The following is a 16815-nucleotide window of genomic DNA, read 5'->3' as shown; positions in this document are numbered from 1 at the left end:
GATCAGAACGCCGCCTTCGCGCGCACCCCGTTGTCGCGGTTGTTGTAGTAGTTGTTGCGCAAGTTGTCGATTTGGATCTGCTGGTTCATGTTATTGCCTCGTTGCAATTCTTCGAGCAGATACTCCTTGCCAGCCGCTTTCTTGCCGGGAGCGGCCTGGCGCTGCTGTTGCTGCTGCGGCGCAGTCGTAGGGGGGGCGTTCGGCACCGGACGCGGCAACAGATCGACCTCGCCGCGATAGAACGCGTAGCGATTCGTTCCCGCCTGCGCGATCACGGTCGAATGTCCTGAGATCGGCTCCGCCGCGAACACGCCGCGTAAATCGGTCTCGCCGGCTTTGAACTCGCCGTCGCGTGAGCCGATGATCTTGACGTGAATGTCGGACACGAACTTATCGTCGGCCACGTTCTTCACCGTCGCGCGCACTTCCCCGCTCCCCGCTTCTTCCTGCACCTCGACCTTAAGCGGGCTGATCAGCACGAAGCCGCTGGCGTGCAAGTTGTCGCCGCGGCATACGACGAGGTAAGCCCCCTCTTCCTGGATCGGCAAGAGCAAGGCATGCTCGCGGTCTCGGTAGTCTTTGCCGTCGCCGAGTTCGATCGTCGCTTCGTGCAACGGACGGATGCCCGACAGATTGATCTGCGTGATCGCGCTGAGGTTTTGCCGCAGCAGGCTGAACTTCATCAAGTCGATCCGATACGCTTTCACCTCGCACTTCGGCACGTTGCGGAACTTAAGCACCACCTTCGCCGGATCTTGCGGACGAATCGTCGTCACCTCGGGCAGCGAGATGGTGCGATGCGCGAAGTAATCGATCGCGAGCTTCGCGTCGGGAATCTGGTCGGCGACGCGCGTGTATTCCCGGATCGCTTCGGCCGCTTTGCCGAGGCTGTGATAAACTTGGCCGAGAATGTAGATCGCCCGCTGCTTGTTCCGGCTCTCCGTTTCGCGTCCGCTCGGGTCGACGTGCTTCATCTCGGCGACCTTGCGACAGATCTCGAGCGCCGCTTCCGGCCGGCCGGCCGCGAAGTGGCTATAGCCGACGACATACCAGTAGCTATCCACGAACTCGCTCTTCGGGTAGCGCTCGACGAACGCGAGACACTTCGCCACGGCGCGGTCGTATTGTTCCATTTCCAACAGCGCGTTCGCATCGGCGAAAGCCGCTTGATCGGCCGCCGGATCGTCGGGATGGGCCGTCAGGAAGTTGTCGAGCATCCGTTCGCCCGCAGCGACCAGCGCCAGCCGCGTGAGCTTCCGTTCACGCAGTTTCGCATCGCCCGCAACGCGTGGAGCGTAGCCGTACACTTGCTGCGCCAGCGCATACTCGGCCGCCGCCGCATACGGTTCCGGCGGGTACTCGCCGAGTAGCCGGCGCATAACGTCGACGCTGCGCAAGAATTCTCCCTGCGCGTCTAAGAAGCCGGCGACCGCCGCATCGCGAGCGAAGCTGCTTTCGACCGTGGCGCGGAACACCAGATAGCTCCGTTCGTATTCGCCGAGGGTATGATAGGCCGCGCCGACCTTGAGAATCTTGTCGAACGAAATCTCCATGTTCGGCGACTTCTCTTTAACCAACTCGAAGTACTTCACGATCTCGGCCGGACGAGCGAGCTCGAGATGGACGTCGAGCAGCATCTTCAACGAATCGAGATACGGCTCCGGATCGAGCGACCAGCCGGCGGTAAGCTCCAAGAGATGTTTGCGCGCCGTTTCCCAATCTCGCTTCTCGAAGTTTCGTTTTCCCAGAGCATACAACTCGTCGGGGCTCCAGCGATAAGTGTCGATCGACGTTCGTCCGCGCGCCAAGACCTTGAGCGGCGCTCCGGTGGCGATGTTGAAATCTTCCGGACGATATGCATCGGCGACGATGGTCGGCGCGGTGCGGAAATCGCCGGCGCTCGTCCCCACGATCTCGTACGAAATCGTCTCGGGATAGCGACGATTGCCGACGTAAAACACCAACTCGCCCGGCAACGATTCGTAGCGCTCGAAGCCCCCCTTGATCGATTGCTCGACGACCGAGCAACCGGCGGGGATCGGCTCGCGCACGACGAGATATTCCAGCTGGTCGTCCGGCGGATTTCCCTTCGGGAAGTGCCGAGCCACTTGAATCTGAATTCGCCCGCGGCGGCCGATCGGCAATTGCGTGAGCGGATTGCGGAACGACGTAATGTTGCCGCTCGCAACGTCGAAGCCGCGAGGCAATTCTTTGCCTTCGAATTCGACCGGCGCCGGTTCCCAATAGCGATGCACGTAGAACTGGCGGGCCGTCGGCTTGATCTTCTCGGCAGCGACGAATCCGCCGAGCACGCATTGATAGGCCAAGTGCCCCCGGCCCGTCATGAGGAGTTGAATCCTCTGTTTGCCGGCGACGAGATGCTTGGCGTCGATCTCGATCGTCTGCATCGGGCCGTTCGGATCGATCTCCAGATTCGCCGCTTCGTAGTTGTTGACGACGACGGCGAGCTTATACCGTTCGCCCCCGGGACGATGCTTCGCGAACCACTCGGCCAACACCGCCGCAGCCGGACCGGTCGCCTTCTCCGGCGACCAACGATTGCCGGCGCGATGCGAGAGCAGCCAATCGACCGCTTCCTTTTGCTTCGCGACGTCGATGCCCGATCGCAACAGCGCGAGCGCGTAGAGGGCTCGAACTTCCGTCGCTCCGCTCCGTGCAGTAGAGAGCCCACTAGCGTCGATTTGCTTCGCGGCGCCGGCGGCAGCAGGAGCGGCGGCTGGAACAGCCACCGGCTCGCGTCCTTGGAACGTCGTGAGCAGGTCGGCCGCCATCGGCACATGGTCCATCTTCGCGAGCGCCAGCGCCAAGTAGGCGATGCCCGCTTGAGCCATCGTTCCTCGACTTCGGAACAACCGATTCGCGACGGCGAAATCGCCCCGCCCTGCTTCGGCCAGTGCATGGAGCACCACGGCTTTGCCTTCAAGGTCGTCATCGGCGACGGCCGCTTGCTGCGCCGCGAGATAATTAATTCCTTTGTCGAACGTCTCTTGCGCGAAGGCGTAGCCGCCGGCCTTCGCAACGCTCAGAGCCCACACGACGCGGGCCGAAGCATAGCGATTGCTGTTGCCGCCGGCACCCGACCAACTCCAACCGCCGTCGTCGTTCTGCGCCGAAGCCAAGTAGCCGCAAGCGGAACGAATGCGGGCGTCGAGCTCGGCGGCTTCGGGCGTCCCTTTGTCGCGCGTCGTATTCAGCATTTTTTGCAACGCCACACCGGCCAGCAGATCGCTCGACGATGTTTCCAGCGGCGTCGCGTAGCGTTCGTGCAAGTCGCACCAGCGCCGACCGCCGAGCACGATCTCCAACAAGCTCCGGTCGACGTTCGGGCCGACGACGACCTCCAATCGCGGGCGTTCGATCGTCATGTCGGCGGGTTGCTCGATCCAAACCGTCGTCCCGGTGGTCGTGGTTCCTCCGTCGACTGCGACGACGGGAAAACCATACGGACGAATCGGAACGTTGCGGCTCACCTGGTGGCGTTGCCCACCGGAAGTAAGCGACAAGGTCACCTCCGCCGTCGTCGGCAACGGAGAGTCGGCGCTCCCTTTTTTGTTCTCGCCGGCTTCCTTGGCCGCAGCGGGTTTCGGCAAGTCGATCGCGATCGGAAACGAAAGTTCGCGGAGAGTCGCCGTGCCGCCGGGGCCGGCTTCCAGCGTTCGCTTTTCTTCCGTACTCTTGCCGCCGATCACGGTCTTGAGCGTGACTTCGATCGCCGGCTGCGGTTGATCGGCCGTGCGGGCCCGATCGTCGTGGATCGTCGCGACGACATCCAGCTTATCTCCATCGGTCACGATATTCGGCAGCGCAAACTCACCGAACAACTCGCTCTTCACGATCAACTCGCTCTCGGCATCGCCGACGCGCGTATCCATCGTCACACCTTGCGCGAGCAACTTCCAAGCCGTCGAGCGCTCAGGCAGGGTGATCGTAATCACGGCCTTACCCGTGGCATCGGTCGTGATCGCGGGGTTCCAATAGGCCGTCTCTTGCAAGCCGTCGCTGAGAAGCAGCAGCGCCCCTTGCCGCTTCAGACTCTCGAAGAGTTCTTTCTTCTGCGCATCGTTGCTCAATACGGCCCGATCGAGGTTCGACAACACTCCGCCGTTGAGCACCGTGATCTCGCGATCTTGCAGTTGGGAACCGTCGAAAAAGAGTTCGGTCGCGAGAGCCGAGATCGGTTGATCGAACGCGCCACTCCGATCTACGTCCGCCTTAGCGGCGCTCTCGCGATTGAGAGCGTTTCCTTTTGCGTCCGATTGCGGCTGGAGCTGCTTTCGCTTCGCTTCCATCGGCTTCGCGTAAGGTGCGGCAGCAGGAGCCGGGCTGTTGACGGCCGTGCCGGCGACGATCGTCGTCTGTCCTTGATACATTCCCGCATTCGAGTTCACGCCGACTCCGGCCATCCGTGCTTCGTCCTCGCGCCCGACGTAAAACGCAAAGTTCTGGATATTATCCTGCTGCACCACACTGCCGAGGTTCACGCCGTTTTGAAAGAGGCCATCCGATTCCGCAGCTTGAGCGTTCTGTTGAGCCATGACGCCGCCACCACCGCCGCCCATTCCACCGGACTGCGAAGCGGTTGCCAACGAGGTCCGTAAGTCTTTTTCTTGTTCGGCAATCTCGAGGCGTTCTTGTTCCGACAGGAGCCGCGCGTTGATCGACGCCGTCGCGGGGCGATAATCGAACTCGATGCTCGACGTCGTCCGCATCGCAGCGGTGCGCGGCACGCCGTTGAAGAACTTGCCGAACGACGACCGATTGCCGACGAAGCGGTCGAAGTTCATCCGATCGATCAGCGCCAGACCGACTTCCGCAGCGACCGGCTTCCCTTGCCCGTCCAAGGTGCTCACCGTCACGTCGACGGTTTCTCCCGGCGCAATCGGACCGGTCGCCCCGGCCTTGCGCTTGGTCTCGACCTTCACCGTGAGTGCCCGATCGACGTAGAATTCGTTCGTCGCCACGTGCAACCGCGTTTTCTTTTTCGCGACTTCCTGCCTCCCCTTCGCGTCGACCAAGTCGGCCTTCGCCGTGTCGCGTACGTCGGTCATCACGTTCACTTCCAACTGAAAGTTCGGCGCGAAGCGTTCCGACAACGGCAGTTCGAGAATGTTGTCTCCGGTCTTCAATTGCACGAGCCGGTAGTCGAGAATCTTCACTCCTTGAAACGTCACCAAAGCCAAGGCCGGCGCTTCGCGCCAATGGACGCGGAACTTCGCCTCGTCGCCGGCTTTGTAGTAATGCTCGTCGGCCAGAATCCGGAGCCGCACGGTGTCTTCATCGCCGGAGACGAGAATGTCGCGGCTCGCCGTGACCGGATTGCTGAAGCGATCGCGTCCTTCGACGCGCAGCGCATACGAAGCGGCTTGTTCGAGCGTAAGCGTGACGCGAGCGATGCCCGTCTTCGCGTCCGTGGCGACGTCCAGCGTGCGCACTTCGCGCTCTCCCGGCTTCCCTTCGACCGTGGTCTTCTCGAAGACTTTGAGCGTGAGCTTTTCGCCGGTCGGTTTCCCGTCGGCCGAGCTCGTCGAGACGTCGACCGCAAACGATTCCCCGGTCGTCAGGACGTCGCGAGGGAGCTTGATCGCGGCGGAAAACGCCCGCACCGCGATCAGCAAATCGGCCGAGGCGCCGAGGTTGCGTTCCGGCAATTGTGCGGAGAGGGTCAGCGTTTGATGTTCGCGCAGCTCGCGCGTCGGGTACTTCACCGCAACTTTCCCCTGGGCATCCGTCAGGGCCGATTCGACTCGCCCGTCGCCGAACGTGTAGCGAATCTCTCGCCCGGCGAGAGGCGTGCCGTAGTAATACTCGGCTTTGATCGTGCCGGTGATTTCTTCGCCGCGGAAATAAACTTTGCGCGGCAAATCGATCGACAACCGCACCGGTTCGAGTGCGTAATTTTCGACTCGGAAGCTCCCTTGAAAGGCGCGCCCGTCGATATCGCACACTTGAATTCGATAGTCGCCCGGAGCGGCGATCGACGGGAGCGTGAAGTAGGTGTGAAACGTGCCGAAGTCCCCCGTGACGACTTCCGCCCCGTGAATCAATCGATTGCGCGCATCGTAGGTCTCGAAGCGGTACTTTTTCTTCGGCAGCACGACGTAACGATCGTCGGCGGTGCCGCGCAGAATGCCGCGCACATGCACGACTTGTCCCGGCTGATAGCCGCCTCGGTCGGTATAGAGAAAGCCTCGCTCTTGCAATCCTTGCCCGACGCCGACACCGCTGAGCGACACGACATTCGACGCCGTGTTGCCGTCCGACGCGGCGAAGACGCGCACATCTTTCGCATTGTGGAGTTGCTTGTAGGAGCCACGGAACGTGCCGTCCGCGGCCGTCGTTCCTTCGGCGACCACTTCAGTGCCGTTGGAAACGAGAACTCTCGCCCCCTGCCACGGCTTGCCGGTGAGCATGTTTTCGGCAAACACGAAGACCTCGTCGCGCGAACTCTTCACGATCATGTCGAGATCGCTGCGAATCACGAGCGTCGTCGCTTCGAGCGTCTTGCTGCCGATCGTCACGGCGACGACGCTCGGCTTCGCGGCGTCGGCGGCCTTCGCCAAGTCTTCCGACTTCAACTCGATCCGACTTTCACACGGCTTGAACTCGCCGTACTCAGGCACCGTGAACTCGAAGGTCCGATCGGGATCGATCAACGCTAGATCGAGCGATTCGATGCCGCGCGCGAGGTGCATCTTGCGGAAGTAGGTTTCCAGATCGACCGTGTAGACACGCACCGTCACCTTGTCGATATTTCGTGAATCGAGCTTAATATAGGGCGTTTCCGACGTGCGGAAAATCCGCTCCGTGGCGACGGTAAGGCGCTTGGCTCGGAGTTGCGCAATGCGGTTTTGGGCGACGCCGACCTGCGAGCCCCACGTCACCTTCACGAACTCGGCCATCGCCATGATCGGGTCGTGTTTCTTCTCTTCGAAGAGGATGCCGATGAGCATTTGCGCTTGCGACGAAATCTCGTGGCCCGGGTACTTCGAGACGAGCCTGCGCCATTGCTCGATCGCGGCGTCCCACTTCTCGTTTAAGTATTCCGCACGGCCGAACTGAAAGAGAATCATCGGGCTCCGAGGATCGAGCGGATAGCGAATGAGAAATTCATTCCATTGCTTACGCGCTTCGACGTAGTCTTTCTTCTCGAAGGCCTCCCAGCCGATCAGGTATTCCGTTTCGATGATCCGCTGCTGAACCGCGCTCCACTGCGCATCCGAAGGGTGCTTCAACAGAAAATCTCGCCAGGCGGCGAGTGCTTCCACGAACTTCTTTTGTTGCCGGAGCGCAAACCCCATCAGATTGCGCACGTCGGCCGCTTCGTCCGAAGCGGCGCGCTTCGTGTCTTTGAGAAACAACTCGGCCGCGGCGGTCGCTTCGGCGAAGCGTCCGCGCACGATCCGACTCCGCACCAGCGCCACGCGCGCCTTCCCCGCCAGCTTGTGGTCGGGGAAGCGTTCGATCATCGCCTCGAGCGCCGTCGTGCCGAGCGCAAGATCGTCGTCGTTCGCCGGCGTCGGCATGCCGTACGTGGTGCCGATCTGAAACGCCGCTTGAGCCAGAAAGTCTTCGTCTTCCGGACGGGCCGGCTTCCGATCGGCCGGCACGAGCGCGAGCAGGTCTTGCCAAGCATGCCGCGCCTCTTGAGGATTCCCCGCGGCTAGTTGCGCTTCGCCTAAGCGAAATCGGGCCTCGATGATTCGCTCGTCGCTGGGGCGTTCTTTGACGAACTTCACGTAGCGCGTAATGGCTTCGGGTAAGTTGCCGGAGAGCCGATGGCAATCGGCCATTTGAAGTTCGATTTCCGGGCGCAAGCTCGGCTTCGGTCCCAACTCCAAGGCGGCGGAAAAGAATTGCAACGCCTTGCCGAAGTCGGGGGGCGGTTGATCGGCCGGGCTCTTCTCATCGCGCGGCTTCGCATACTTGCGGGCGAAGCTTAAATAGACGTCGGCCAGTTCCTGCTTTCGTTCGTGCGAGAGGAGATATTCGGCCTCGGCCCGATACAGGACTTCGGCCGAAGCGAAGTCCCCTTTCTTCGCCAGCGCGACGGCGCGAGCGAAGCGCGCGCGGCGAGCCCAAACATCGGTCGGGAATTCCTTCTCGACGACTCCGAACGCCGCGATGGCGTCATCGAACTTGCCGGCCTGATGCCAGGCGCGCCCTTTGGCATAGAGCAAGCGGGCGCGCGGGGCCTTGGGCTCGGCGGCGAGCTTATCGAGCATCGCCACCGCTGCGGCATAATCGCGGCTTTGCAAGCGCTCGGCGATCGGCGTGGGAATCGGTTCGGCGTCGTCCCAAGGGAGTTTTTCGGCAGCCGCCTTATTCCCGAGCGGCTTAGCCGAGGTCGTCTCCGGTGCATCCGCACCAAGGACGGACGTCGGCAACGTCCAGGAAGACGAAAGGAACGCCGTGCAAGCCACGCCATGAAACAAGACGGAGTGCGAGAACCGCATGATCGGATTCCTCAATGATTTCTCAACGACGACGAGAGATGCCGGCCAATACAAGATAGCTCGGTTGCTCAACGCCCAATGTAACTAGCCGCCGAACGGGGAGATACGTGCGGAAGGACGAGGCGCGAGGTCCGGGAGTGCCGCCCGACGATCAGACGCCGCGAACCGAGATAAAGTTTCCGCACTTCGACGGAATTTCCTCAACAGAGCCGGCAAAATCGCTGCTTTTCGACGCATCGGCAGCCGTTTACGTTGCCTTTCGGCATCATTGGCGTACCTCGCCGCCTTTCGCCGGCCGCGGACCTCCACACCTGCCCGCCCGACGTACGTTTCTAAGCTAGGTTTGACGTGCGTTGACGGAGCATTCCGTTAGGCCGTTGCGTCCCTATCGGCCGCAGCCGGATTTAGCGCACTACATTTAGCGATCTACGGTCCCGTTCTTCCTCGGTCGAACCTCGATGCAACTCGAAATCATCCGCTGCGATGCCGGCTTCGCCTCTTTGCGCGAAGATTGGAATCGCCTTGCCGGCGAGGACCCGCTCAACGGCTGGGAGTGGAGCTACGCGTGGTGGCACGAGTTTCGACGCGGCGGCCGGCTGGCGCTCGGCGTCGTGCGCGAGGCAGGCACGATCGTAGCCATCGCTCCGTTCTACTTGGTCCGGCGAAGCGTACAGGGGCATGTGCTCCAATTTCTCGGCAGCGGCAAGGCCTGCACCGATTATCGCCGCATCCTGCTCGGCCCGACCGACGACGCGAACCACATCGATGCCATCGTGGCCGCGCTGCTCGATCCTGCGGCTTGGAAAGCGGCCGGCATCGGCCCGATCGATCTTTGGGAACTGGAAGGGATCGACATCGGCGAACCGTCGCTAAAGTCGCTCGTCGCCGGTCTGAAAAAACAGGGCTTCGCGATTTCGACCGATGAGCTCGAATCGAGTTGGACGACCTCGCTGCCCGGCAGCTGGAACGAGTTCGTCGCCTCGACACATCGAACCATTCGCCGCAAGATTCACAAAGCGCGACGCCGCTCCGAAGATCCCGAGATCGCTTTCCATTCGGCCGCGCAGCCGGACGAAATCGCCGCGATCTGGGACGACTTCGTCCGTCTGCATCAAAGCCGGTTTCAAGAGAAAGTCGTCGGCGGAGGGTGCTTTACCGATCCGACGTTCGAGCGCTTTCTGCGCAGCGCGGTCGATCGAATTGCGCCGTTGGGCAACGTCCGGCTCATGTGGTGTACGCAGCGAGGGGTGCCGATTTCGATTCAGATGTATCTGCTCGGTCGCGAGACCGCATACATGTATCAGTCGGGCTTCGATCCCGCATTTGCGCATCTGGAGCCGGGGCACTTGCTGTATAGCTTCACCGTAGATCAGCTCATCGCTTCCGGTTTCGCGACGCTCGATTTCCTGCGCGGCGACGAATCGTATAAAGCCGATTGGAACGGCCGACCAGTGCCGTTGGCGCGGCTGCGCTGCGTGTCGCCCCGCACCGTTTCGAGAATTCGCGACACCGCTTTCGTTGCGGCACGGAATCTCAGTCGCGCATGGCGCGGATATCGTGCGAAGGCCGGCACGTCGCAGCCGATCAGGAACCAACGCGCGCCGAGTTCTACGACCGGCGATAGTGCGCAACCGCTCGCCACGAAGGAGCTCGTCGAAGTATGACGCTGCACGCCATGGCCGACTCACTTGCCGTATCGCTCGCCCAGAAAGCGCGTAAGCTCGCCACCGATCGGGCCGCCCCGCCACGCCAAGACGAGCCGGATCTGCCCCTGTTCGAGTTCACGCATCGGTTCGAGACCCAGCCCGACATGCTCGGCCAATTAGAGCCGGCATGGCAACGCTTGGTCGCGACGGCCATCGAGCCGAATTCGTTTTTCGAGCCGTGGTTTCTGCTGCCGGCTTGGTGCAGTTTGGCGCAAGACGAACGGGTCGAACTGCTAGTCATCGAAGCTCCGAAGCGCGTGCATCCGGAAGGTCCGAAAGTGATCTGCGGACTGTTTCCGATCATTCGTCGGCGGTCGTTCTATGGTCTGCCTATACGCTGTTGGGAACTTTGGCGACACCCACACTGCTTTCTCGGCACTCCGCTCGTGCGCCGCGATTGCGTCGGCGAGGTGCTCGACTACTTCTTCACGGCGGCCGCCACGTCGCCGGAAGGTGCCGCAGTCGTCCACCTGCCGATGATCGCCGGCGACGGGCCGCTCCAGCGCGCGTTGATCGAGTCGAATTACGCCGCGCGCCGGCCGGTGTTTACGAAAGACCTGCAAACGCGCGCTTTGTTTCGCCGCGCCGCCGATGCCGAATCGTTTTTGAAGACGAGCCTGTCGCGGAAGAAGCGCCAAAGCATTCAGCGCACGGAACGCCGCCTCGCCGAAACGGGCACGCTGACCACCTCCTGGTATCGCGACCACGACGATGTCGACGCTTGGGTCGATGCGTTTCTTCGGCTGGAAGCGGGCGGCTGGAAGGGTGATTCGCAAACGGCGCTCGACTCCGACGAACGACACTCACGCTTCTTTCGCGACATGCTTCACGGCGGCGCGATGGCCGACAAGCTGCTGCTCGGCCGGCTCGACTTCGACGGCCGACCGATCGCGATGATCTGCAACTTCATGACCGGCGACGGCGGTTACAGCTTCAAGATCGCGTACGACGAGAAGTTCGCCGAGCATTCTCCCGGCCTACTGCTCGAATTGGCTTTGATTCGCGAGTTGCACGAGCGCGGCATCGAATGGATGGATTCGTGCGCCGTACCCGACCATCCGATGATCAACCCGCTTTGGCCGGAGCGGACGATTCGGCAATCGCTCGTCGTTTCCACCGGGGCCCGCTATGGCGACCTCGCGGTTTCGCTGATGCCGCTGGTGCGCTGGGTGAAGTCGAAGCTGTCGCGCGGGAAGCATCGCGAAACTGCCGGCGGTCGGGCGGCCTCGAAAACGAATTCGCAGCACTAAGACCTTCAAAAACAACAAGCACATCTCAATACGCTCCGAGGAACCTATGACGCCACAACTTCTCCGCTCGTCGACCGGCAACCTGCTTGCGAATCTCGATCAGAGCACGTTCGACGCGAAGTTCAATCGCAGCCCGTTTACGATCGGCCACCACTTGAGCGATCACCCGTTGTTCTCGCTGCCGCGATTGATCGAGCTCGCTCAGAAGTTGCCGGCGAAGAAGGTCGAGTACAACTCGGGCGAACTCCCGGTCTCGCAAGATCCGACGAAGACGCCGCTCAACGGCCTCTCGATTCCCGACACGATTCGCCGCATCGAAGAATGCCGCTCCTGGATGGTGCTGAAGAACGTCGAGCTCGATGAAGAATATTCGGACCTACTGGGCAGCTGCCTCGCGGAGATTCGCGGGCTTTCCGATCATGTATCGCCGGGCATGAAACATCAGGCCGGCTTCATCTTCATCTCGTCGCCGGGCTCCGTGACGCCTTACCATATCGATCCGGAAAACAACTTCCTGCTGCAAATCCGCGGGCGGAAGACCGTGCATATGTTTCCGCAGAACGACCGCGAGATTCTCACCGAAGAAAATCTCGAGGCGTTCTTCACCGGCGGCCATCGCAATCTGCCGTTCGAAGATTGGTACAACACGCGCAGCGAACGCTTCGAGTTGCTCGCCGGCGATGGGTTGCACTTCCCGGTGGCCGCGCCGCATTGGGTGCAGAACGGGCCCGAAGTGTCGATCTCGTTCAGCGTGACGTTTCAAACGAAAGACTCGACCGATCGCCGCTCGCTGCATCGCCTGAACAAGTCGCTGCGCAAGCTCGGGGTGAAGCCGAGCAACGTCGGTGCGTCGGCCCTGCGCGATCGGATGAAGCTCGCTTTCGTCGGAGGAGTGCGGGCTGCGAAGCGAATCGCCGGAATGAAAGACGCAAAGTAACTGCGTCGTCGCACTACTCTCGCGAGCTACTTCAACTCGCGGATGTTGATGTTTCGCCAGCGCACTTCTAGCGGCTTCGGGTTCTTCGTCGAGTGAACCTGCAAGGAAATGAAACCGCTCGGCGTGACGTCGTCTTTCAAGTCGGCCGCGGCGACTCCGTTGATAAACGTCTTGATCGAGCTCCCTTGGCATTCGACGCGATACTTATTCCACTCCCCTTGCTTGAAGGCTTTGCGGGCTTCCGCGTTCCCCTTCAAGTCGACGAGCCAACCGCGCCGCCCTTCGTCGTAGATGCCGCCGCTCCAGGCGCGATCCGAAGGATCGATCTCGACTTGGTAACCATGCACCCGACCGGCGGAGATCGTGATTTTCTTCCCGCCGATCTCGACCGATTTCTCGCTATCGAATATCTGGCTTCGAATCTGAATTCCGGAGTTCAAGGCGGGATCGACTTTAAACTCGACTTCTAAGATGAAGTCGCCGTAATCGCGATCGGTGCAGAGAAAACTATTGGGAGTTCCGGCGACACTCGAGCCGACGATCTCGCCGTTTTCGATCGTGTACTTCGCTTTGCCGCCGCGCTGCACCCAACCGCCGAGCGTCTTGCCGTCGAACAACGGCCGAAAGCCTTCTTCTTTCGTATTTTGGGCTTGGGCAAAATTCGTCAGCATGCCGCCGAGGAAAACCAACGCGGCACCATGCACAACGGATCGAACGTTCACGATCAAAACTCCTAATAGAGACAGCACAGTACCGAGCGACTTCTTCACTAATTTACCCAGGCCGCTAGCATGGCCTCGGCTGCGGTTCATGTCTAGGCGTTCTGCCTAAGTTGTGCAAAGACCGGCTTCGGTTGGTAATCAGCCTCTCTCATGCATGCACAAGCTTGTCTTTAGACTGCGTCGAATAGTCAGACTTTTCCGATTACGAGAACTTTTCCGGTTTTAACGAAAGTTCCGGTTAGGGTCTTTCCGAATATACGCCTGACAACTCGTGCAGGCTCACTTTTCGAGCACGTATCAGCTTTGTGAGGGATTCTATGACATTTGCCGATCTCAGCTCCGCCTCGCGTCTCGCGACAGCCGCACTGTTCCTAACGGCGGCATTCGCGTCGACCCAGAGCCGCGCTCAAAACAGCAAGTGGGCTCCGACCCGTGCCGCGACGGCAGGCACTAGCGAAGCCACGGTCGACTACGCAACCCCGGCCATGCACAGCTCGGCCGTTCGCAGTACGCAAACCGCCGATGCCTCCTACCGGCCCGACTGGCAACAAAGCCCAGCCGCTCCGACCACGACGAATCGTTCTCCTGCCGCCGCTCGCTCGAAGCCGGCCCCGGCCACGCAATCGCAAGCCACGCACTTCCACTCGGTCCCTTCACGTGCTCCCGCCGGTCGCTCGAACTTCACCGGCCGCTCCGATGCCCGCCAAGTCGCGCATCAGGCCGGCTCGCAGTCGGGCACGCAAACGCTTACCGACTACAACATCCGGCTCGCCGACGGCGAGAAACTCGTCGGTCCGCCGAAGATCACCGAAGGGGGCCCGATCGGCTCCGGCAGCAATGCCAACGGCATCATCCAAGCCCCCGCTCCACGCTCGGCGACCTCTCGCGCTCAGGTGCCGGGAACCATTCGCGGAGAAGTCGTGCCGGTGCCCGATAGCGTTTCGGGCAACCAAGGAAAATTCAGCGGCCCGATCTACAACGAAGACGGCACCGAGTATCACGGCGACCTCACCCAAGACGGCTCCCAATACCTGCAAGGAGACATCCACCTCGATCCCGACTACGAAGGTGCTCAAGGTCAAGGAGACCGCTCGTCGTGCGTGTCGGGCAACTGTGCGGCCGGCAACTGCGGTTCGGGGACATGCAGCCAAGACGAATGGGGCGATCCTTCGCGCTGCCCGGAATGCGGTCTCTACGGACACCACCGTATCGGCTGCGGTCAGGTCGCACGCTGCTTGCAAAACTGCCTCGGCTTCTTGTTCCGTGAAGCTTCCGTCTTCGGCGGCACGCAAGGCTTCAAAGGTCCGCTCGACTTAGGAATCAACGGCAACTTCGGCTTCAACGAAGGGTTCAATCTCGCCGGCGCGATCGTGCCGTATCCGAAGTGCGGAATCGGCTATCAATTCGGTGCCCGTTGGGCGCAGAGCGATCTCTCGGGCAACATCTTCGGCTCGTCGGCTCGCGAACAAGTGTTCGTCACCGGTGCGATTTTCCATCGTGCCTATCGCGGCTGCGGCCTGCAATGGGGCGTCGCCTACGATTGGACGACCGACAACTTTTACACCAAAGCCACGTATGCTCAGGTCCGACTCGAAACCAGTTGGCTCACCGGCCGGGGACATGAGTTCGGCTTCTGGGGCGTGTTCGGCACGAAGTCCGACGAGGTGAGCTTCACCATCTTCAACATGGTCGCGAACCAAACGATCACGCCGAGCGACATGTACAACTTCTTCTATCGCTACACGACCAAGTACGGCGGCCAAGGTCGCTTCTGGGGCGGTTTCACCAGCCAAAACCTCACGATCATCGGCTCCGACTTCCGCGTTCCGATGTCGAACCGAACCGATCTCGTCGGCGGCTTCAACTACATCATGCCGCCGGCCGGCCAACAAGGAAACGGCACCGCCGCCGAATCGTGGGGCCTGTCGATGAACATCGTGTGGTACTTCGGTCGCGCACGCGAAGGGATCCACAACACCCCTTACCGACCGCTGTTCCAAGTTGCGGACAACAACGTGATGATGCTCGAACGGCCGTAACCGTTCTCACCTCGTCAGTCGTCGTCGCGCGGCATGCAACCAACGGGCCAGCCGCCTTCGGAGCGTCGTCACACCCCGCTCCGGCATGTTCGCGATGGCGCTGCGAATCTCGTCGGGATCATCGACGACGGCCCCCTTCGCATCAACCTCTTCTTCGACTCGGCAGCGGATCCCGTGCGGCGTGAACACCGTCCGGCCGTCAGCTTCGAGCAACGTCTCGTCAAGCCGTTCGCGCCACCAAGAGCGCGGCGGCCAAACGACCGAGAGCGGCAAGACCGCGCCGGCGAAGATTCCCCCATTCGTCGACGAACCCGCGCGGCTCGCTTCGGCGCTCGTCGGCTTGTTTTCGTTGCGAGCCACGAGCCAGAGCTCGCGCGGATACTCTTTCGAGCGATGCCCTTCCCACACGGCGATCCGTTCGACGTGCAACTCCGGAAACAGGTTGCGTAGATAAGGCCCGATGTCGCCGATCTCGCGGCGCAGCTGTTCGATACCCGCCCCCTCTTCGCGCGGGTCGCAATGTTCGATGAAAATCCGATCGGCGATGCGCCCCAGCGTGGCGACGAATTCGCGATGATCCGCAATCCAATGCAGCACGGACAGACAGAGCACGGCATCGAAGCGCTGGCCCGCCGCTTCCATTTTCCGCACGGCTTCGGCTTCGGCCGTGGTCGTGGCGAGGCAAACTCGTTCATGCCGATGTGAGGCGAGCACATACCGCGCTACGGCCGCCGTGCGCAGATCGGCTTCCCACGCGACTGCCGTTCGCTCGGCCCCTTCGGCACACCAGCGCAAACAGAACCAACCGAAGTTCGCCCCCACATCCAGCAGCGCGCCCCGCGCAGGAAGATACGGCGCGATCGCTTGCCACCGACTCTCGCAATCACGCACTCCCTTCCGCTCGGTCTTCCCGGCGACGACGACATCTTGATAGATGCTGATGCCGGAAAGTAGACGATCGAGTTCAGCCACAAAACGTTCGATTCTCGTTGAGATGGACGGCACTGTAGAGCAATGGCGCACGAATCATGCCGCACGGCAGGCGAACCCGTCAAGCGATTCCGTCCGCCGATCGTTTCTAGCGCCCGGCCGGCGCGTGCTTCCAGCCGGCTCCTTCTTCGCCGTCGAGACGGAGCGTCAGGCACTTCGCGCTCCCGCCGGCCTTTACGAACTCGTCCAGCGGCGTTTCCAGCGGGGTGAAGTAGCGCCGGCGCAGCTCTTCGTGCAACTTGGGGCAACCGGTGTTCGTCACGACCGTTCGCCCGACGACGACCGCATTGCATGCGAACCGGCGGGCCTCGTCTCGTTCGACCGCGATCAATTCCGGCACCAACTCCCGGAGCACTTGCCGGCCGTAGTCGTCGAAGGCGGCCGGGTAGTAGATCGCCGTGGTCGTCGATAGCGGGCAGAAGCAAGTGTCTAAGTGGTAGTGATAGTCGTCGATGAGCTCCAACGGAATCACGCGCACCCCGAGTTCTGCGCCGACCAGCTGATGGCCGCGCGCATGGCTCCGAATGCGATAGCCTGCGAAGAGCGTGTCGCCGCAGAAGAGGGCATCGCCGGCCCCTTCGAAGAAAATCTCTTCCGGCAAGCGGCGGACTTGGAACCCTGCCGCGCGCAGCCAAGCCTCATCGATCGGCTCTTCTCCTTGCCGCTGTGGGTGGCGGAAGTGAGAGATGATCGCCGT

General features: G+C 61.5%; 8 protein-coding genes. 4 read left to right on the top strand and 4 right to left on the bottom strand.

What is annotated here, in order from left to right; genetic code table 11:
• Window positions 1–2 precede the first annotated feature (2 nt).
• Window positions 3–8474 carry a tetratricopeptide repeat protein gene (locus tag K8U03_05265; protein ID MCE9604297.1) on the bottom strand — a complete coding sequence of 2824 codons (8472 nt, stop codon included), beginning with the start codon at window positions 8472–8474 and terminating at the stop codon, window positions 3–5.
• 458 nt (window positions 8475–8932) lie between these two features.
• Here K8U03_05265 and K8U03_05260 point away from each other — a divergent pair, with 458 nt between their 5' ends.
• The 3 genes from K8U03_05260 to K8U03_05250 are packed head-to-tail and all read left to right on the top strand — an operon-like array spanning window position 8933 to window position 12367.
• Window positions 8933–10138, top strand: a complete 1206-nt coding sequence (locus tag K8U03_05260) for a GNAT family N-acetyltransferase (GenBank protein ID MCE9604296.1) — start codon at window positions 8933–8935, stop codon at window positions 10136–10138.
• Entirely contained in the window at window positions 10135–11430 is a 1296-nt protein-coding gene (locus tag K8U03_05255) for a GNAT family N-acetyltransferase (GenBank protein MCE9604295.1), read from the top strand. Before K8U03_05260 ends, K8U03_05255 begins: the two co-directional genes overlap by 4 nt.
• 46 nt (window positions 11431–11476) lie before the next feature.
• A complete protein-coding gene (locus K8U03_05250; GenBank protein MCE9604294.1) occupies window positions 11477–12367 on the top strand; it encodes a cupin-like domain-containing protein in 891 nt (296 codons plus the stop codon).
• A 26-nt stretch (window positions 12368–12393) separates the two neighbouring features.
• Here K8U03_05250 and K8U03_05245 read toward each other — a convergent pair whose 3' ends face one another.
• Entirely contained in the window at window positions 12394–13038 is a 645-nt protein-coding gene (locus K8U03_05245; protein ID MCE9604293.1) for a DUF1080 domain-containing protein, read from the bottom strand.
• 368 nt (window positions 13039–13406) lie between these two features.
• Here K8U03_05245 and K8U03_05240 point away from each other — a divergent pair, with 368 nt between their 5' ends.
• A complete protein-coding gene (locus K8U03_05240; protein ID MCE9604292.1) occupies window positions 13407–15128 on the top strand; it encodes a hypothetical protein in 1722 nt (573 codons plus the stop codon).
• Between the two features lie 6 nt (window positions 15129–15134).
• Here the strand turns inward: K8U03_05240 and K8U03_05235 are convergent, their stop codons facing one another.
• Window positions 15135–16100 (bottom strand): class I SAM-dependent methyltransferase, encoded by a 966-nt coding sequence (locus K8U03_05235; GenBank protein ID MCE9604291.1) that lies wholly within the window; start codon window positions 16098–16100, stop codon window positions 15135–15137.
• 106 nt (window positions 16101–16206) lie between these two features.
• Window positions 16207–16815: amidinotransferase (locus K8U03_05230; protein ID MCE9604290.1), on the bottom strand; the 609-nt coding region annotated here is incomplete at its 5' end.

Source organism: Planctomycetia bacterium (assembly GCA_021413845.1).
In the GTDB taxonomy this organism is placed as follows: domain Bacteria; phylum Planctomycetota; class Planctomycetia; order Pirellulales; family PNKZ01; genus PNKZ01.
Note: the sequence above shows the minus strand (reverse complement) of the source record. Positions and strands in the feature narration are given on the sequence as shown.

Excerpts from the sequence above, each read along its gene's own strand:
- K8U03_05245 (MCE9604293.1), bottom strand. The coding sequence starts at position 13,038 with ATGCTGACGAATTTTGCCCAAGCCCAAAATACGAAAGAAGAAGGCTTT.
- K8U03_05255 (MCE9604295.1), top strand. The coding sequence starts at position 10,135 with ATGACGCTGCACGCCATGGCCGACTCACTTGCCGTATCGCTCGCCCAG.
- K8U03_05250 (MCE9604294.1), top strand. The coding sequence starts at position 11,477 with ATGACGCCACAACTTCTCCGCTCGTCGACCGGCAACCTGCTTGCGAAT.
- K8U03_05240 (MCE9604292.1), top strand. The coding sequence starts at position 13,407 with ATGACATTTGCCGATCTCAGCTCCGCCTCGCGTCTCGCGACAGCCGCA.
- K8U03_05265 (MCE9604297.1), bottom strand. The coding sequence starts at position 8,474 with ATGCGGTTCTCGCACTCCGTCTTGTTTCATGGCGTGGCTTGCACGGCG.
- K8U03_05260 (MCE9604296.1), top strand. The coding sequence starts at position 8,933 with ATGCAACTCGAAATCATCCGCTGCGATGCCGGCTTCGCCTCTTTGCGC.